Source organism: Tsukamurella sp. DT100 (genome assembly GCF_049844855.1).
In the GTDB taxonomy this organism is placed as follows: domain Bacteria; phylum Actinomycetota; class Actinomycetes; order Mycobacteriales; family Mycobacteriaceae; genus Tsukamurella.
Window position 1 is genome coordinate 209320 of sequence record NZ_JBNCLV010000006.1, and the last position, 14314, is coordinate 223633.

Below are 14314 nucleotides of genomic sequence, written 5' to 3' on the forward strand. Positions count from 1 at the left end.
TCTGCTTCAGTGTGACCAGAGTTGTTTATGTGACTGAAGTGAATTTCTTGAGCAGGGGGACAAGATGAACCGTGCTGGTGTGAACCAGGCTGCGCGGCCGGGCAACCTCGAGCGTCGGCGACGAGATCGCGGGATCCGGAAGCAGCTGTGGAGGGCCGGAGCGTTCGGCGTCGTGGGGGCCACGGTGCTCGCCGGTGGCGTCGTCGCGGCGGCACCGCCGGCAGCGGACAAGGCGCCGCGCCCCGGAGCCATCCGGACGGGCTTGTTCGCCGACACCTCCCGTGCGCTGGAGACGCGCGAGGGCTACGTGATCCGGGCGTGGAAGTACGGCGAGGAGCTGCGGTCGATCATCCCGCTCGGACGGGCACTCAACACGTACGAGGCGATCGTCTCGATCGCCGGTGAGGGACTGATCGAGTTCAAGGATCCGAAGAACAAGCCGAAGGTGCCGATCCGGAGCGCGTCGATCACGGTGGGTCTGACCTTGGCGTGCGCGGCCACGCCGCAGAACCTGCAGATCGGCGGCACCCTGTCGAACGCGGTGAACGCCTCGGTGACGCCATCGCTGTCGGGCACCGTCGGAGCCACCGCGGGCGGCCAGGGCGGTTCGAGCGGCGGGCAGGGCAGCGGCTCGGTGAACGGGTCCATCACGCCCGGCGTCTCGGGAACGCTCGGCGACACGGTCACCACGTCGGGAACCATGACCGGCACCATCGCACCGGGCACGTCCAAGGACTTCCCGATCGCCAAGAAGAGCCTCGCCGGGCAGTCCGGGTACGTGGTGACCAAGGAGACCCGGATCGCAATGGACTCGTGCCTCGGCGGCGCGCAGGTCCGGGCGTACGCGACGGCGACGCTGTCGACCGATCAGGGCGATTCCGCGATCACGACGTACGGCAAGCCATTGTTCATCGAGCGCGACAACCCCGGTCCGGCGAAGAACCCGCCGAAGATCACCGAGGACCCGAAGCCGGCACCTGCGCCCGCCGTCGCGGGAACCACGATCGCAGCCGCCAAGAAGGCCGAGCCGGTCAAGCCCGCCCCGAAGCCCGCGGCGCCGGCCGTGAAGCCCGCGGGCGTGGCACCGAAGCCGGTCGCTGTGTCCCCGGCGAATCCCGCACCGTCGAAGCCCGCACCGGCGCCGTCGTCGGCCGCCGCACCGCCGGCGAAGCCCGCCCCGGTGAAGCCCGCCGCTGAGCAGCTGGTGCAGGTCCGGTGACAGCGCGCCGTCGAGCAGGAGAGCGGGCGCATGGCTGAACAGGGACGCGGGAGCGTGCTCAAGGACGCGCTGGGTTTCGCCGCCGGTGCCGTGTTGATCGTATTCTGCGCGGTCACGCTGCCGCAGCTCCCGAAGGCCGTCGACGCGATCGGCCCCTGGCCGGTATGGGGCGGGTTCTTCGTCATCACGATCGTCGCGGGCTGGCTGTTCTGGTCGAACGTCCAGAACATCTACGACCACCTGAAACGATGACCGGCCCCGGCGAACTGAACCTCGCCCAGACGCTGCAACGAGCGTTCATCGAGGCCGGCGAGCCGAGCATCAGTTCGGTCGCAGCCGGGTCGGGCGTCTCACGCCAGCGGCTCTCCGATTGGCGCTCCGGCAAGCACGTACCGAGCCGGTTCGATGACGTCGAACCTGTCATCGCTTACATCCGACTCGTCGCCGACGCGAGCGGATCCGTCGCAGTGAACGGCGACCGAGTCACCGGATGGACCGACGACAACTGGCGGCAGGCGTGGAAGCGCTCGACTACGGTTGCGTCTTCCACTGCGTCCCGCGCATTGCCGCAAGCGGTGGTGCCGCCCGAGAAGGTGGATCGGCGGCCCGTCGCGATCGTCGTCGTCAGCCTGCTCGTTTTCCTCGTCGCGGCCCTCGCGGTAGCGGCCTTCCTCGCCAGCTGGGCGTACCGATAGGTGCGCCGGACCGCCGGTTCGGTGCGATCCGGCGACCTTCGGCAAACAACCGGCGGAGATCACGGTTCAGTAACGGTCACTCCTCTGACCTGCTTCGATTCGCTGCGGGATCCCGCCGGACATGGCCGGACCGTTGAACCGGCAGACGAGGCCGTGCTCTGGTGAATCCATCAACCGCCGATCGTGAATACACCGGCCGAGCGGCACCCCCTTCTCCGCACGAATCGAGGCACACGTGGCATCCCACTCCGACCCACCCACCGACAGCGCCGGCGACACGGAGCAGTTCCCCGTCACGCGCGTCAGCACCGACGCAGCGACTGACACCAACGGCTCGCCCGTGACCGGTGGGCCCGCGCACGCCGTCACTGCAGGCACTCCGGGGATCAGCCGCGGCGGATGGTGGGCCATCACGATCGCGGCCGGGGTCTTGTTGGTCCTCGGGTTCTTGCTGACCTTCGGCCCGGCCCGCTACTGGACTCCCGTGCCGGTGGTCTTCCTCGGCTACTTCCTCCTCTCCGGCCTCATCGGGCTCGTGTTCTGGAAGGGCGTCCGCGAACTCCGCGACTCGAACCCGACCCTCCATTCCGGTGACGGCCCCGCCTCGCCCAGCGCCCGGGTCGCCGCCGCGATCGGTGCGGTCGGTGTCGCGGCCGCGCTGGTCCTTCTCCCCGCCGGCCTCACTGATGCGCCCGCCAACGCAGCGCCCTGCCCGGACGGCAGCAACACCTGCGGGCCGCAGCCGACCATGGGCCCACAGCCCACCCAGGGCAACGGCGGCAACACCACCGCCCCGCAAGCACCGAACACCACCGTGCCCGGCTACACCCCACCGGACACCCCGCCGCAGCAGGGCAACGGAAGCACCCCGACCGTGCAAGGGCAGGTCCCGACCATGCCCACCGGCGACAGCCCCTCGAACGGTTGCATCCTCAACTGCGGCCCCACCCAGGCCCCGCAGGCCCCGCAGGCCCCGCAGACCGGGCAGGCCAACCCGCCCCAGACCGGCCAGAACCCGGTCACCACGGCGCCGAACACCCCGGCAACCACCCCACGAGTGCCGACCACGACCCCACGGCTGCGCACCCCGACACCCGAGACCACCACCTCGACGACCTCGAGCAAGGCACGCGACCGCGACGACGACCAGCAGCGCAGCAGCGATGAGAACCGCGACAAGAACTCCGGCACCCCGTACCAGGCCGCCGAGATCGCCGCGCTCGCCGGAACGTACCGACGGAAGAAGATCTCGGAGTCGGACACTGCGGTCGAGAATTCTACGTTTACTCGCACGCTTGACGATCAGGGCGATCCCACAATGGTGTACAATGATTTGATTACAACCTACCCTGTGGGTGACGCTTTCGGAAGAACGGCCTATCCGCCTAAGCCGGAGGCGGATTTGCAGCAATCCAACAACAGGTTCGGCACGATTCGACCAAAGGCTTCTGCACAGTACGGACAAGCTCGAGCCCTGGCCGCAGAGTTGAACGCTGGACTTCTGACGGGAGTCCTAACGCCTACCCTTCAAGGGTTGAAGCACTACTTGAATCCCAATTCTGGGGACTTCGTGATCTGGGCAAAGGATATGAATAAGGTCATCGGCACCTCTCAGTATCAGTCTACGATCAACGACAGGCTGCGCTCAATGGCCAATCAAACAGCATTAAATGGAGCCCCCATGAAACCTGGCGAAACTCGAACTATTTACTTCAAGACCGACTGGGAAAAGGCGCCTGCAAGTTTTCTTACCAGGGATTACCGACTACTTCTTGGGGATCATTCGTATCAAATGGTTGGCCGGATGGTTGTCACGGCGACCGAGAATGGCTATGATTGGTCTTCGAATTACGCCGTGAGCATCTACGATCACTATAATTTTGCGGCGGGAGCGGACGCTCCAACCGTACTGGCGGCTCAGGGCATCAGTAATGCCGACCTCGTCGCCATGGTTGACCAAGGAGTCGCGCAGGAATTCCGAACCGTTGGAACGTCAGATGTTCTCGCGGCGAGCGGGCAACTGGGCACTACCGGAGCCACATTGAACTAAGGTAGGGAACGTCATGTTTGGAGCCGGTAGGATTGGCGAATCGGGCATTTTTTCACGCTTCGCGCTCATCTCGCTCGCGGTGCTGTTCACGCTATCCTGCGCCAGCCAGGGAAGCGATGTCAGGTATTTTCAAGAGACGAACGCTCGCCACTCGGAAGCAGCGCGACAGTTGGATAACGCTCAAATTCAACTTCCTCAGTCAGCGCAGGTCGAATTTGTGGCCATCCGCACCACGGGGCTGGTCACTGGTGAAGCGTTCATAATATTCTCGATCCCCACCGGTGAACTGCAGCAATTCATGAATGCGTCGGATCTCAGGAAGTCTGGACCAGAGCTAGACGAAAAGATTCTGACGGATTGGCCTCACCGGACCTCCGATGCGCCTCGCACTCTTCCGAAGCATTACGAACTGGATAAGGGTAGGCGTGATCAGCCGGTTCGCACGCGTTCTACGCTTCGCGTATACGCGGCCGAAGACGACGGCAGAACCAGCATTTTCGTTTGGTCTTCGTACTAGGCGACGTTCTCGTTGTCGACGAGCTCAGCCCGGCCTACCACGTCCTGAACTGGGCGCCTGGAAGCGGCGAGCTCGCAGGCGATTGGGGTGTGAGCCTGCAGATCGACCGCGTCGAGAACGGACTGTGGCCCGACGACGTGCTTGAGGTGACCTTCTCGCCTCGGGCTGACGTGGATTCCCTCGTAGATGTCGGCGTCGAGGTGCTTCAGGCAACCAAGGTGGACGGTGTTGTGTTCGATCCAGACTGGCTGGAGAAGGTCGTGCCGAACGTGCCAGCGCCAGAGCCTGAGACCGCGACCCTCTACACGCGGTAGATCGAACGAGGAACGCCCGCCACCCTTGAAGGTAGCGGGCGCTCGGGCTACTTGATGCTGTCTCAGGCCGGGCGAACCGTCAGCGTGCGCGGTTGAGCTCGTCGACGTACTCGCCGACCTAGTAGAAGTCGCGGTCTCCGAGTTCCGGCCGGGCGCTGAACACCGGTCCGTCGTTCACGCAGACCCACAGCGGGCGGTCCTTGTGCAGCTCGTCGGTGAAGGTGCGGTGCCTGAACCCCGCCTGCACCATCGCGGCATGCGGCGTCAGCTCGCCGGCGAGCACCTTCTCGTGCAGCTCCGGCGCGTCCGTGCGGAGCTTGCGCAGGGCGTGGTCCCGAGAGTTTCCGTCGGGCCGAGGAGCATTGTGGACATTGTCCACAATGCTCCGGTCGCACATGCGCAGCGACGAGCCGCTCGACCTCGGCTTCACTGAGGACCCCGTCGAGCTTGAGCTCCAGCTGCCCGTGCGGCTTGCGCAGCGGCTCGACGAGCGCCACGACGTTGCGCGGAAGGACGCCCTGTGCGTGCAGGTCCTTCCACACGCTGCGCCAGCGCGCGAGCATCGGGTTGATCGACGTGCGCTTCCATGCACCACGGGGCCCAGTGCCGGTACTCAGCTCGATCACCAGGTTCTCTACGTCGGCCTTGGTGATCTTCTGCACGAGCTTGTCGCAGTACTTCTCGATCACGGGAGCCAGCGCGACGGGGTACGCGTCGTGCGTCGTCGGCCTTGATGCGCTTCCCCCGTCAGCCAAGCCTCGCAGGCGGCGCGCGCCGTGAGTTCAGACGGCGCGATATGCGTGCCGGCGGACACCTCGGCGGTGATCTTGCTGTGCCAGGCGACCGCGGCCTCGACAGTCGCGAACCTCCGCTTCTGCTGAGACCTGCGTCCGTTCGCGCGCAGGGTGTTGATGCGAACCTCGTAGCGGGTGCCCGCGCCAGTCTCGACGCGGGTCACGTAGTCAGGTCTTCTCGCCATGGCCGGGCACTTCACCTCAAAGAGAAGGGTGAGCCAAGCCGCAGAGGGCGACACGCCGAGGGCATTCCCCAGACGAATGTGTCAATCTGTGTCAACGGGCGATTCCCAGGCCCACTGCCGTGCTCCCGGAAACCGCCCCTGACCTGCGGAAGCGGAGGGATTTGAACCCCCGGTGGTTTCACCCACGCTCGCTTTCAAGTCACCGCTAACTGGGTAAACCTGACCGTAGCGGATCCGACCGACGTGTCCTGACGTGCACTTCGCAGCACTCAGCCAGGCTCGCGCAGAAGGGCTTAGTGGCAGAACTGTGGCAGCGTCGGCCACCACGTACGCCGCTGTTTCGGCGTGTCGCGACGTCTCAGTTGGTGATGTCAGCGGTCCAAGCGATCATCTGCGGCATGAATGAGAACCTCGCGGCTGACACGCCGCAGAAGCTGTACACGATGGAAGAGACCGCGGACATCCTCCGCGTGAGCCGAGAATATCTGTACCGGATGCGCCAGCGCGGCGAGCTGGTGGTCGTGAAGTTCGGGCGCAGAACCTTGGTAGAGGCCGACGAGATCGATCGGGTCATCGCGGCAGCGCGCGCCGCGTGATCGGCCGTACGCACACGTACGCAGGGGAGGCAGTCGATTCGACTGCCTCCCCTGCTGTGTCTGCAGACTCACCCGCCGCGGTGCACCAGGACGGTGTGCTCCGGGGTCCACCCGCGGCAGACGCCACCCGGGCAGAACCCGAGCACGGCGTGTTCCCACAGCGCGTCGGGTGCCAGGTCGATGACGCCGGCCTCCGTCTCCCAACCGACCGTGCCGCCGTCGCAGATGCCGGCCTCCGGGATCAGCTCCTCGGTGAGGTGCCGGAAGACGCCGGGCTGCCCGACCAGGTACTCGAAGTCATGGTCCGCCACCGTGCCGTCGGCGTGGCGTAACCGCACCACGGCGCCGCCGCGGGACTCGACACCGACGATGGGCCACGGAACGCTCACTGCTTCTCCTCGTTCATCCGCTCGAGCTCGTCCTCGAGTTCGCCGCGCCGGATCGCCTCGCTGATCCGTGCCCGCTCCTCGGTGCTCACCTCGTCGCCCGGGCCGACCAACCGGATGCTGTTTCCCGCAACGGTGTCCCAGTGCCCGCCGTAGAGATGTCGCTGGACATCGCCCGTCTCGGCATGCAGACGCTCAGCCGCGGCCGCGGCGCCGGGACCACGGAACTCCAGCCGCGTAACGGTGGGCACCTCCGCTGCCTCGACGGGACGGAGCTCGATGGTGAAGCCCGTGACGTCGGTCATCTCGACCAGCTCACCGCGCTCATCGGTGCTGGTCACGGGCTCGGCGTTCAGCGCCGCGCCGTAGGCCTCGGCGACATGGCGCAGCACAGGCACCGGGGTGTACAGCGTGATCCTGCTCAGCCGCAGAGGCGCTGCGGGTCCCAGCTCGACGGGGCCCACCGCGGTGTACCCGCCACGCTCGACCGACCTGCTCAGGCCCGTCCAGTAGGCGCCGTCGCGCACCACCGCGGCGTGCTCCTCGCAGCGCGTCTTCACCCACCCGCTCGGCAGCGGGACCTCGCGGCCGGGCTGGCCGCATTCCTCGCAGATCCCGCCGCTGCGCCGCTCCGCCGCGTCGAGCAGTTCCTGCGCGGTAGGGCTCCATGGCTAGACATCGGCTGCGAGCAGGCCGTACTTCTCGTAGGCGAGGGACAGCTCCGCACCGACCGCGGCGAGGTCCCGCCGCAGCTCCTCCACCAGCGGCTGCCAACCGCGACCGACGCTCATCGTCCCTCCCGACTCAGAACCACGGCCGTGATGGGCTCGCCGACCAACCGCGGTGGAGTGCCGCCGACCATGTGCGTCCAGTCCGCGCCGCGCCCGTCGATGTCCTCGGCGGCGTCGGCTGGCGTCGCGAACCGGCCCATGTTCTCGCCGCCGGCGCCACGATCCAGCTCCTGCATCCCGACCACGCCCCCGTACGCCACCGTGGCGAAGCCGCCCCCGTACCCGCTCACCAGCACCGGCACGTCTCCGGGCAGGCCGGCGAGCAGTGCCCGCAGCTCATCGACGGTGTTCACAGGCGTACCTCCAGGTGAATGGTTGCGTCGGTCGCGTTGACGTCAACCGCCTGCGTCCCGTCTTCCGCGACCTCGAATCCGGCCTCCCGCAGTCGATCCGCGGCATCGGCATCGGTCTGCACGACCATGTCCACCGTCGTGATCAGATGCGCTACGATCGCCTCCACGAGCAGCAGCGCCGGACCGACCGGCGGTGCGATCCGGAGCTCGCCGCCGACGCGTTCCACGACGGCGGCAGGGTAGATCGCGCGCCAGAACTGCTCGCTGGTGTCGAGCGAGTTCGTGACCAGCCGCAGCTCGGTGATCCCCTCCGCTGCGCCGCCCCGGGCCCGCGCGACCACCTGCTTCGCGTACTCATAGCGCCCCTGCTGGTACAGGTCCGCAGTGGAGGACCACAGCATCCGCGAGGCCAGTTGGGAGATCGTGTCCTTCTCGCCGCCGGTGACGCGCCGCGCGGCGTCAGGCGGCAGCGAGGTCAGGAGCCTATGCAGCGCCGCCGCCTGCTGAGCGACGCAGTCGAGGCTGGCGCGAGTATCGAGGTCATCATCGGCGTCCATGCCGCTGATCCTCTCTCCAGGGACCGACATCCGCATCCGAATAGCTTGAGCCTCAAGCCCGCCCGTGCAAATAACAGCCCCTCAAGAGAAGATCCACTGCATGGACCCTGACGCACCGATCGACACCGAAGAGGGCCTGCGCGCCGCAGCGACAACCGCGCTCGCCCAGACCGAGCCTCATACCGCGGAGTGGATGTACCTGCGCCGCGCGATCATCGACCTGGACCTGATCCGGGCGACCGTCGACCTCGCCTCGGCGCAGCTGCGCACCCTGATCCCGCCGTCACCACGCGGTGCCAGCAACCACCACGCCGTGCGCCTCGGCGTGAAGAGGCTCAACGCAGAGATCGAAGCCGAAATCGAACAGGCGGTCAGCCGTGCCCTCTGATCAGCAAGAACAGTGGCGGGCACGACTCGACGGTGCCGTGATCGAAGCACGCAGCTGGGCCCGGCGAGCACTGGCTGCGCGACACGCGCCGCAGGTACAGACGCTGGTGCTCTACGTGAACGACGTCGACGTCTCAGCTGCGTGGTACCGGGATGCGCTGGGCGTGACCTGGACTCGCGAGAAGCACGCTGCCGGCCCCGAGCATGTCTCGGCACAGGTCGGCGGACTGCTGATCGAGCTGTATCCGCGTGGCGATCGGCCGGCGAGCAGGGTCAGGATCGAACTGTCCGTCGGCGACCGATTCGGCAACGCCGACCAGGCATCCGAACAGTTTCCGCGCCGCCTCACCGACCGCGACGGCAACACCGTGGTGATGACGGTCCGTGGCTGAGCCCGACCGCAACCGCCGCCAACGCGAGCTGCTCGACGCGGTCGACGCCGAGATGATGCGGATACACGAGACCGTGCTGGGCTTGATGAGGAACGGGCTGCCCGAGGACTCATACGCGGTGCAGTTGGCCATGTCCGGCTCGCTCGACCAGCTCGTGGAGGCGGTCGACACCGTCCTGGGCTATCACGAACGGCCCCGCGCCGACGGCGACCGCGTCGTTCTCGTCGACCGCAGCCGAACAGAGCCGATCGAATCGACCTATCCGATCGCCGACTGGAGGATCGCCGGGCCGCGCATCCTCGCCGCAGCACTCGACCGCTGGGCCGTCGAGGGCGGAAGAGTCCAGATCAGCGGGTCGTGGACCAGCGGGCGTGGTCACGTGGTCACGGACATCGGCGCGGGTCGGCAGGCCGGGTACGAAGCCTTCGCCTGGTACACACCAGAGCCCGAGGATAACGACCAGTGACCGCCACAGCGGAACGCACCGCCCTCCTCGCCGCCGCAGTTGCCATCTTCCTGCTCCTGGTCGCCGGCCTCGGCGGCGCGTTCCTCCGCGCGGAGTGGCTTCACCTCTACCTGCCGGCCCTCGCATTGCCCGTCCTCGCGCAGGGACTGGCAACCGGACTGCGCTCGAGTACGGCTGATCCCCAGAATAAGGAGCAGCCGTGACCGGGACCCGAACTCTGACCGATCTGATCCCCGGAGGCAGCGCCGTCGAGTTCACCATTACCGCGGACACGAACAGCCTCAACATCGAGAGCATGGTGCTCGACGCGCAGCGGGAGCAGGCCACCCTCGTACACGCCCGCCTCGCCAAGCAGGTCGCAACTTGGCGCCGGGAGCTGTACGCGATGCGAGCCGAACTCGGCGGCAAGCCCGCGCCCGAGACGGGCGCGAGCAGCCAGCCGACCTGCCCGATGCCGGGACGGATGCGCTGCTGGGGGACGGCCGACGCGGTCTGGCTGCAGTGGATCCCCGCCGGCCAGCCGCTCGACCTTGACCACGCCGTCGCGCAGCGGATCCAGGTGCACGGGACCGACACCGACGAGTACCTTGCCGCGGCGGCCGAGCGGTGGCTGACCGGCTACGGTGCGCCACCGGCAGGCACCGTGGACTGGATCCTGCCGCAGCTGATCGCGTGGAGAGACCGGTTGGCCGAGAGCTAGTAGCGGTCGAGACTGCGATTGTTTTCCCAGTCGCACGTGAGCTGATCTCCCGCCTGGACGCAATCGACGATGAAGGTCACCTTCGGCTTACCGTTCTTCATGACCGACGGATCGGTAGAGGTCACGGTGATGTGCCGCGCCTCAGGGGCATCGGACCAGGGATGCCAAGCCATCAGTCCCGCGAGCAGCAACGAAATCGACACAAGTGCCGCCGCCAGGACCAGCGGGGACCGAAGGGGCGACCGCGACGGGTCGTGCGCGGGAGACTGCAGAGAAGCCGACATGTCGGTAGCGTATCAACCCTACGCGATCGCGAATAGTGGTGTCGGTCCAGCGGCCCGGTGCCGCGTGACCACCTCGTCCGTGTGGAGATAGGGCTCATCGTCGTCGCGTCTTCGTGCCGGGCTGGGCGCCGCACTTTGCCAATGAGGATGTAGTGTTTGCCACCTCGTGGGTGCGGCGATGCGGACCCAGCCACGACGTGTCACAGATTAGACGGGGGCAGGTACGACATGTTGACGAGAACTATCGAACTCCGACGGCTCGTCGCCGGTGCAACACTGACCGCCGTCACGGTGATCGCGGGGGGCGAGTACGGCGTCCGCAGATCCTGGCCTCGTCGGGGCACCGTTGGCTATCCCACGCGCAACCCTTGAGGGCTGGAAGTTCTACCGATACCAGGGGGATGCGCTCGCGACAGCGCAGATGTCGAACGTCGACCGGAAGTCGGCGATTGACCTCGGCCGGGTGCGCGGCCACGCGAGCATCCCTGAGCGATCGTCGATTCAGGACTTGGCTCGGAACATCGCCGCTGAGACGGCCAACCCGCGCTCCTCGGGTATCGCCTCGCGGGTGGGCGACATCTCCGTCTCCCCAACGATCACCGATGGGGTACCCGCTGCTCGAGCGCTCGCGACCATCACTGTGCAGAACCAGCCCGTCCGCACGATGCAACTGCACGTCATCGTCGTGGACACCACGCCGCGAACCTACTACCGCTCCCGAATCTCCGACGAAGCCGTTGAGCACACAGTGCAGGCAAATGCCGCAGAAGCACGGCTCACTGTCGTTGCAGGCCCGTAGGCGCCATCACCGCCTTCCCCTGGGGCTTGCTGGGCGAGGTCGCCCGATCTGTGGTCGCGGTCGACCACCGCCGACCTCCATCACCTGCTGGATTTGGTTTCCTGAAGTGCTAGATTGCTGGGATTAGAACGGTCGTTGCGTTGGCGCGGCACATCCTGGGCTACGAGGACGGGGAGTTTTCGGCTCGCGGTGAGCCGAAGTCAGCTCGCCCGGTTGGCCGAACAGGTCAGGTCGCGCTGCTGGCGCACGTGCCGTCTTCGCAGACGCTCGTAGCGACTTGTTCCGGTACACCTGGCAGACTCGTCCTTTCAGTGCGGGTACGTAGCAGTGCGACCTTGGAACGACAGAATGCTCGGGTTCACGATGTTTCCGTTGCGGATCTCGATAGCGCGGCGGATTGTTTCGTGGCTTTCGTAGGTGGCTGGGCCCGCCATGACCGTGTCTATGAAGGGGAGGAGAGCTTCGCTGTTCTCCCACGTTGCGGACTTCCAGAGGTATGACGGGCTGTGGTCGACCGCGTAGTACGCGATGCGGTCGCCTACCTCAAACATCGGCGATTCGAAGCTCGTCGGACGAGCCCAGCTAAATCCCATGGCGAGGTCGCAAGAGACGTCAACGATGAGGGTGCCTGGTTGAAAGGCGCTGAGGTCAGATTCGTTCAGGTACACGAGGGGGTGGTTTGCGTCCTGGAGGGTGCAGTTGACGATGATGTCGCGCTCGGCGAGGAACGGGGCGAGTGGAATTCGGCCACGATCGGTTATTACATGGCTTAGGTGGGGAGTCTGGTCGTCGTGGTCAAACTGTGTGATCTGAACTGAGTGGATGGGAGATCCGACGGCGGCAACTGAGCGGTTTGTGAGCACGTGTACGTCGTGCACGCCGTGGGCGTTGAGCGCGGTCACCGCGCCCCGCGCTGTCGCCCCGAACCCGATCACGACGGCGGTGAGGCGCCGGCCGTAGTCGCCGGTGGATCCCGTCAGTTGCAAGGCGTGCAGTACGGAGCAGTAGCCAGCGAGCTCGTTGTTCTTGTGGAAGACGTGCACGCCCATGCTGCCGTCGAGTGCCCAGTGGTTCATGGCTTCGAACGCGATGAGCGTGAGGCTGCGGTCGATGGCGAGCTGCGTGATGACTGGATCTTGCACGCAGTGGGGCCAGCCCCAAAGAGTCGCGCCTTCGTGGAGGGTTGCGACGTCGCTGTGCTGGGGCTTCGGGAGTATTACTACGTCGGATTCAGCGATCAGTGTCTGACGGTCGCTGAACCCTCCGACGATCGGCTCGAGGTATGCGTCGGAGAAGCCGAAGCGTTCGCCGTAGCCACGCTCGAGTGTGGTGCGGGCGCGTATCTCGGGTGCGATTCGGGCCAGATGGGCGGGGTGGACGGGCAAGCGGTACTCGCTCTCCTTCGCCGACGTGCCGACGATACCCAAGGTCGAGGATGCACGAACAGCTGTCACTTCCGCTTCAGTTCCGCGTGGTCACTGAACGCACGGTCTGCTTTCGCACGCTTGTCGGCGCGTTTCTGCTTGATCGACTTGTCGGAGGTCTTGGACATGTGTTGCCGGGGCGACTTATCACTCATGGTCTCGTCCTTTGAAGAAGGTGCTGCGGGGTGGTCGGGCCAGTGCGATGACAGGGCGATGGGAGTCGACGACCTGGTGCAGGAACGAACTGGTCGGTAGTGGGACGCTGTGGTTGTTGCAGATCTGTTCGATGGCCTTCTTCGCTTCGTCGAGCCGGCTACTGGGCAACGTTGGGAAGAGGTGATGTTCGATTTGGTGGCTGAGGTGCCCGGTGAGGAACCCGAGGATGGGGCCTGCTCGAAAGTCGCTGGACCCTGCCATCTGCCGTGCGTACCATTCGCCGCGCGTCTCGCTGCGGGCTGCTGATGCGGTGAAGCGGGCGGCGTCGCTGGGGATGTGACCGCACATGATCACGATGTAGGCCCAGATGTTCCGAAGGACGTTGGCGGTGGCGTTGGCGGTGAGCGTGCGTCGCCACCGTGTCGTGCTCAGAAGCGGGTACCAGAGGTAGTCTTTCGTGCACTGGTTGCGGATCTTGCGGAGTAGTTTCCGTTTGGCCTCTGCTCTGAGTTCTGGGGTGGGGGCGCTGTCGCGTGCTGCGTAGTAGCCCTGCAGTGCGATGCCCCATTCGAAGAGCACCGCTAGCAGTGCGGCGCGGGCCGGCTGGGCAAGGTCGAGTGGCCGCCAGGGACGGTCAGTGGTTACGTGCATCACGCCGAATCCGAGGTCGTCGTCGACGCCTGCGATGTTGGTGTTGACGTGATGCAGGTAGTTGTGTGAGTGACGCCAGTGCTGCGACACCGACACCATGTCCCATTCCCACGTTGTGGAGTGGATTTCCGGATCGTTCATCCAGTCCCATTGCCCATGCATCACGTTGTGGCCGATCTCCATGTTCTCGATGATCTTGGCCAGCGCGAGCCCGGCGGTGCCGAGTAGCCACCCGACTCGTGTCCGCGTCATACCGATTGTGATCCGCGCGATAACGTCGAGCGCTCGCTGCGCGGCGATCGCTCGGCGGATGTAGGTAGCGTCTCGGGTACCTAGTGAGTGGGCCAATGCTCGGTGCAGGTTGTCGAGTTCAGCGCCGAGGCGTTCGACATCGTCGGCCTGCAAACCAAACAGGTCGCGGGATGCTCTCGGTCGGAGTTGTGTGCTCATCTGCGTCATCTGTTGCTCCCAGACATTTCCTTGCCACGAGCGGTCGCCCACGTCGTAGCATCGGTTCGCGCAACGGCTCCCGGCACCTGGCCTGGGCCGGATCAGGGCCTTGCGTGGTTTCGCCTTAGTCGAGAAGGTCCTCGCCTGCTCGACGGCTGGGAGGGCTAGCCGGGCTTGATTCCCAGGGGCTCGGGTGCCACCGTAGAGA

General features: G+C 65.9%; 23 protein-coding genes. 13 read left to right on the forward strand and 10 right to left on the reverse strand.

The genetic code is table 11. The features are described 5' to 3' along the window. The first annotated feature begins 64 nt into the window (after nt 1-64). The 6 genes from ACLQ3K_RS16370 (at nt 65) to ACLQ3K_RS16395 (ending at nt 4795) form a co-directional block, all read left to right on the forward strand. Nucleotides 65-1219: an MspA family porin gene (locus ACLQ3K_RS16370; RefSeq protein WP_224645668.1), complete on the forward strand. Its 1155-nt coding sequence runs from the start codon at nt 65-67 to the stop codon at nt 1217-1219. A 30-nt stretch (nt 1220-1249) separates the two neighbouring features. Next, nucleotides 1250-1471: a hypothetical protein gene (locus ACLQ3K_RS16375; protein WP_224645667.1), complete on the forward strand. Its 222-nt coding sequence runs from the start codon at nt 1250-1252 to the stop codon at nt 1469-1471. Further along, the gene (locus tag ACLQ3K_RS16380) at nt 1468-1914 is read left to right on the forward strand and encodes a hypothetical protein (RefSeq protein ID WP_224645666.1); all 447 of its coding nucleotides are present in this window, start codon (nt 1468-1470) and stop codon (nt 1912-1914) included. Before ACLQ3K_RS16375 ends, ACLQ3K_RS16380 begins: the two co-directional genes overlap by 4 nt. Nucleotides 1915-2149: 235 nt before the next feature. Then, on the forward strand, nt 2150-3964 hold the full coding sequence (locus ACLQ3K_RS16385; RefSeq protein ID WP_426000788.1) for a hypothetical protein: 1815 nt from the start codon (nt 2150-2152) through the stop codon (nt 3962-3964). Between the two features lie 13 nt (nt 3965-3977). Next, nucleotides 3978-4481, forward strand: a complete 504-nt coding sequence (locus ACLQ3K_RS16390) for a hypothetical protein (RefSeq protein WP_336672273.1) — start codon at nt 3978-3980, stop codon at nt 4479-4481. Further along, entirely contained in the window at nt 4466-4795 is a 330-nt protein-coding gene (locus ACLQ3K_RS16395; protein WP_224645664.1) for a hypothetical protein, read from the forward strand. The genes ACLQ3K_RS16390 and ACLQ3K_RS16395 overlap by 16 nt, the downstream gene beginning before the upstream one ends. A gap of 118 nt (nt 4796-4913) precedes the next feature. Here ACLQ3K_RS16395 and ACLQ3K_RS16400 read toward each other — a convergent pair whose 3' ends face one another. Further along, nucleotides 4914-5174 carry a hypothetical protein gene (locus ACLQ3K_RS16400; protein WP_224645663.1) on the reverse strand — a complete coding sequence of 87 codons (261 nt, stop codon included), beginning with the start codon at nt 5172-5174 and terminating at the stop codon, nt 4914-4916. 306 nt (nt 5175-5480) lie between these two features. Further along, entirely contained in the window at nt 5481-5753 is a 273-nt protein-coding gene (locus ACLQ3K_RS16405; protein ID WP_426000791.1) for a hypothetical protein, read from the reverse strand. A 419-nt stretch (nt 5754-6172) separates the two neighbouring features. Here ACLQ3K_RS16405 and ACLQ3K_RS16410 point away from each other — a divergent pair, with 419 nt between their 5' ends. Beyond that, complete coding sequence (locus ACLQ3K_RS16410; protein WP_126195856.1) at nt 6173-6370, forward strand: helix-turn-helix domain-containing protein; 198 nt, start codon at nt 6173-6175, stop codon at nt 6368-6370. Nucleotides 6371-6438: 68 nt separating this feature from the next. Here the strand turns inward: ACLQ3K_RS16410 and ACLQ3K_RS16415 are convergent, their stop codons facing one another. The 4 genes from ACLQ3K_RS16415 to ACLQ3K_RS16430 all read right to left on the reverse strand — a co-directional run bounded on the left by ACLQ3K_RS16415 (nt 6439) and on the right by ACLQ3K_RS16430 (nt 8397). Next, entirely contained in the window at nt 6439-6759 is a 321-nt protein-coding gene (locus ACLQ3K_RS16415; protein ID WP_224645661.1) for a hypothetical protein, read from the reverse strand. Beyond that, nucleotides 6756-7316 (reverse strand): hypothetical protein, encoded by a 561-nt coding sequence (locus tag ACLQ3K_RS16420; protein ID WP_224645660.1) that lies wholly within the window; start codon nt 7314-7316, stop codon nt 6756-6758. The genes ACLQ3K_RS16415 and ACLQ3K_RS16420 overlap by 4 nt, the downstream gene beginning before the upstream one ends. A 227-nt stretch (nt 7317-7543) precedes the next feature. Further along, nucleotides 7544-7840 carry a hypothetical protein gene (locus tag ACLQ3K_RS16425; protein ID WP_224645659.1) on the reverse strand — a complete coding sequence of 99 codons (297 nt, stop codon included), beginning with the start codon at nt 7838-7840 and terminating at the stop codon, nt 7544-7546. Then, nucleotides 7837-8397: a hypothetical protein gene (locus tag ACLQ3K_RS16430; RefSeq protein WP_224645658.1), complete on the reverse strand. Its 561-nt coding sequence runs from the start codon at nt 8395-8397 to the stop codon at nt 7837-7839. Before ACLQ3K_RS16430 ends, ACLQ3K_RS16425 begins: the two co-directional genes overlap by 4 nt. 100 nt (nt 8398-8497) lie before the next feature. Between ACLQ3K_RS16430 and ACLQ3K_RS16435 the strand changes: the two genes are divergently transcribed. The 5 genes from ACLQ3K_RS16435 to ACLQ3K_RS16455 are packed head-to-tail and all read left to right on the forward strand — an operon-like array spanning nt 8498 to nt 10342. After that, nucleotides 8498-8785 carry a hypothetical protein gene (locus ACLQ3K_RS16435; RefSeq protein WP_224645657.1) on the forward strand — a complete coding sequence of 96 codons (288 nt, stop codon included), beginning with the start codon at nt 8498-8500 and terminating at the stop codon, nt 8783-8785. Then, on the forward strand, nt 8775-9176 hold the full coding sequence (locus tag ACLQ3K_RS16440) for a VOC family protein (protein ID WP_224645656.1): 402 nt from the start codon (nt 8775-8777) through the stop codon (nt 9174-9176). The genes ACLQ3K_RS16435 and ACLQ3K_RS16440 overlap by 11 nt, the downstream gene beginning before the upstream one ends. Then, the gene (locus tag ACLQ3K_RS16445) at nt 9169-9642 is read left to right on the forward strand and encodes a hypothetical protein (protein WP_426000795.1); all 474 of its coding nucleotides are present in this window, start codon (nt 9169-9171) and stop codon (nt 9640-9642) included. The genes ACLQ3K_RS16440 and ACLQ3K_RS16445 overlap by 8 nt, the downstream gene beginning before the upstream one ends. Then, the gene (locus ACLQ3K_RS16450) at nt 9639-9845 is read left to right on the forward strand and encodes a hypothetical protein (RefSeq protein WP_224645654.1); all 207 of its coding nucleotides are present in this window, start codon (nt 9639-9641) and stop codon (nt 9843-9845) included. The genes ACLQ3K_RS16445 and ACLQ3K_RS16450 overlap by 4 nt, the downstream gene beginning before the upstream one ends. After that, a complete protein-coding gene (locus ACLQ3K_RS16455) occupies nt 9842-10342 on the forward strand; it encodes a hypothetical protein (protein WP_426000797.1) in 501 nt (166 codons plus the stop codon). Before ACLQ3K_RS16450 ends, ACLQ3K_RS16455 begins: the two co-directional genes overlap by 4 nt. Here ACLQ3K_RS16455 and ACLQ3K_RS16460 read toward each other — a convergent pair. Beyond that, on the reverse strand, nt 10339-10626 hold the full coding sequence (locus ACLQ3K_RS16460; protein ID WP_224645652.1) for a hypothetical protein: 288 nt from the start codon (nt 10624-10626) through the stop codon (nt 10339-10341). The genes ACLQ3K_RS16455 and ACLQ3K_RS16460 overlap by 4 nt on opposite strands. 421 nt (nt 10627-11047) lie before the next feature. Between ACLQ3K_RS16460 and ACLQ3K_RS16465 the strand changes: the two genes are divergently transcribed. Continuing rightward, the gene (locus tag ACLQ3K_RS16465) at nt 11048-11425 is read left to right on the forward strand and encodes a hypothetical protein (protein ID WP_224645651.1); all 378 of its coding nucleotides are present in this window, start codon (nt 11048-11050) and stop codon (nt 11423-11425) included. Nucleotides 11426-11733: 308 nt separating this feature from the next. Here the strand turns inward: ACLQ3K_RS16465 and ACLQ3K_RS16470 are convergent, their stop codons facing one another. From ACLQ3K_RS16470 to ACLQ3K_RS16480, 3 genes are read right to left on the reverse strand one after another with little or no spacing between them, the layout of a single operon-like run. Continuing rightward, the gene (locus ACLQ3K_RS16470) at nt 11734-12852 is read right to left on the reverse strand and encodes a N(5)-(carboxyethyl)ornithine synthase (RefSeq protein ID WP_224645650.1); all 1119 of its coding nucleotides are present in this window, start codon (nt 12850-12852) and stop codon (nt 11734-11736) included. Nucleotides 12853-12875: 23 nt separating this feature from the next. Continuing rightward, nucleotides 12876-13004 carry a hypothetical protein gene (locus ACLQ3K_RS16475; RefSeq protein WP_269451157.1) on the reverse strand — a complete coding sequence of 43 codons (129 nt, stop codon included), beginning with the start codon at nt 13002-13004 and terminating at the stop codon, nt 12876-12878. Beyond that, complete coding sequence (locus ACLQ3K_RS16480; protein WP_308011423.1) at nt 12997-14115, reverse strand: fatty acid desaturase family protein; 1119 nt, start codon at nt 14113-14115, stop codon at nt 12997-12999. The genes ACLQ3K_RS16475 and ACLQ3K_RS16480 overlap by 8 nt, the downstream gene beginning before the upstream one ends. Nucleotides 14116-14314 lie beyond the last annotated feature (199 nt).

Coding starts and splice junctions, on each gene's coding strand:
- ACLQ3K_RS16435 (WP_224645657.1), top strand. CDS start 8,498: ATGGACCCTGACGCACCGATCGACACCGAAGAGGGCCTGCGCGCCGCA.
- ACLQ3K_RS16480 (WP_308011423.1), bottom strand. CDS start 14,115: ATGACGCAGATGAGCACACAACTCCGACCGAGAGCATCCCGCGACCTG.
- ACLQ3K_RS16380 (WP_224645666.1), top strand. CDS start 1,468: ATGACCGGCCCCGGCGAACTGAACCTCGCCCAGACGCTGCAACGAGCG.
- ACLQ3K_RS16465 (WP_224645651.1), top strand. CDS start 11,048: ATGTCGAACGTCGACCGGAAGTCGGCGATTGACCTCGGCCGGGTGCGC.
- ACLQ3K_RS16430 (WP_224645658.1), bottom strand. CDS start 8,397: ATGGACGCCGATGATGACCTCGATACTCGCGCCAGCCTCGACTGCGTC.
- ACLQ3K_RS16475 (WP_269451157.1), bottom strand. CDS start 13,004: ATGAGTGATAAGTCGCCCCGGCAACACATGTCCAAGACCTCCGACAAG.
- ACLQ3K_RS16410 (WP_126195856.1), top strand. CDS start 6,173: ATGAATGAGAACCTCGCGGCTGACACGCCGCAGAAGCTGTACACGATG.
- ACLQ3K_RS16460 (WP_224645652.1), bottom strand. CDS start 10,626: ATGTCGGCTTCTCTGCAGTCTCCCGCGCACGACCCGTCGCGGTCGCCC.
- ACLQ3K_RS16370 (WP_224645668.1), top strand. CDS start 65: ATGAACCGTGCTGGTGTGAACCAGGCTGCGCGGCCGGGCAACCTCGAG.
- ACLQ3K_RS16390 (WP_336672273.1), top strand. CDS start 3,978: ATGTTTGGAGCCGGTAGGATTGGCGAATCGGGCATTTTTTCACGCTTC.
- ACLQ3K_RS16375 (WP_224645667.1), top strand. CDS start 1,250: ATGGCTGAACAGGGACGCGGGAGCGTGCTCAAGGACGCGCTGGGTTTC.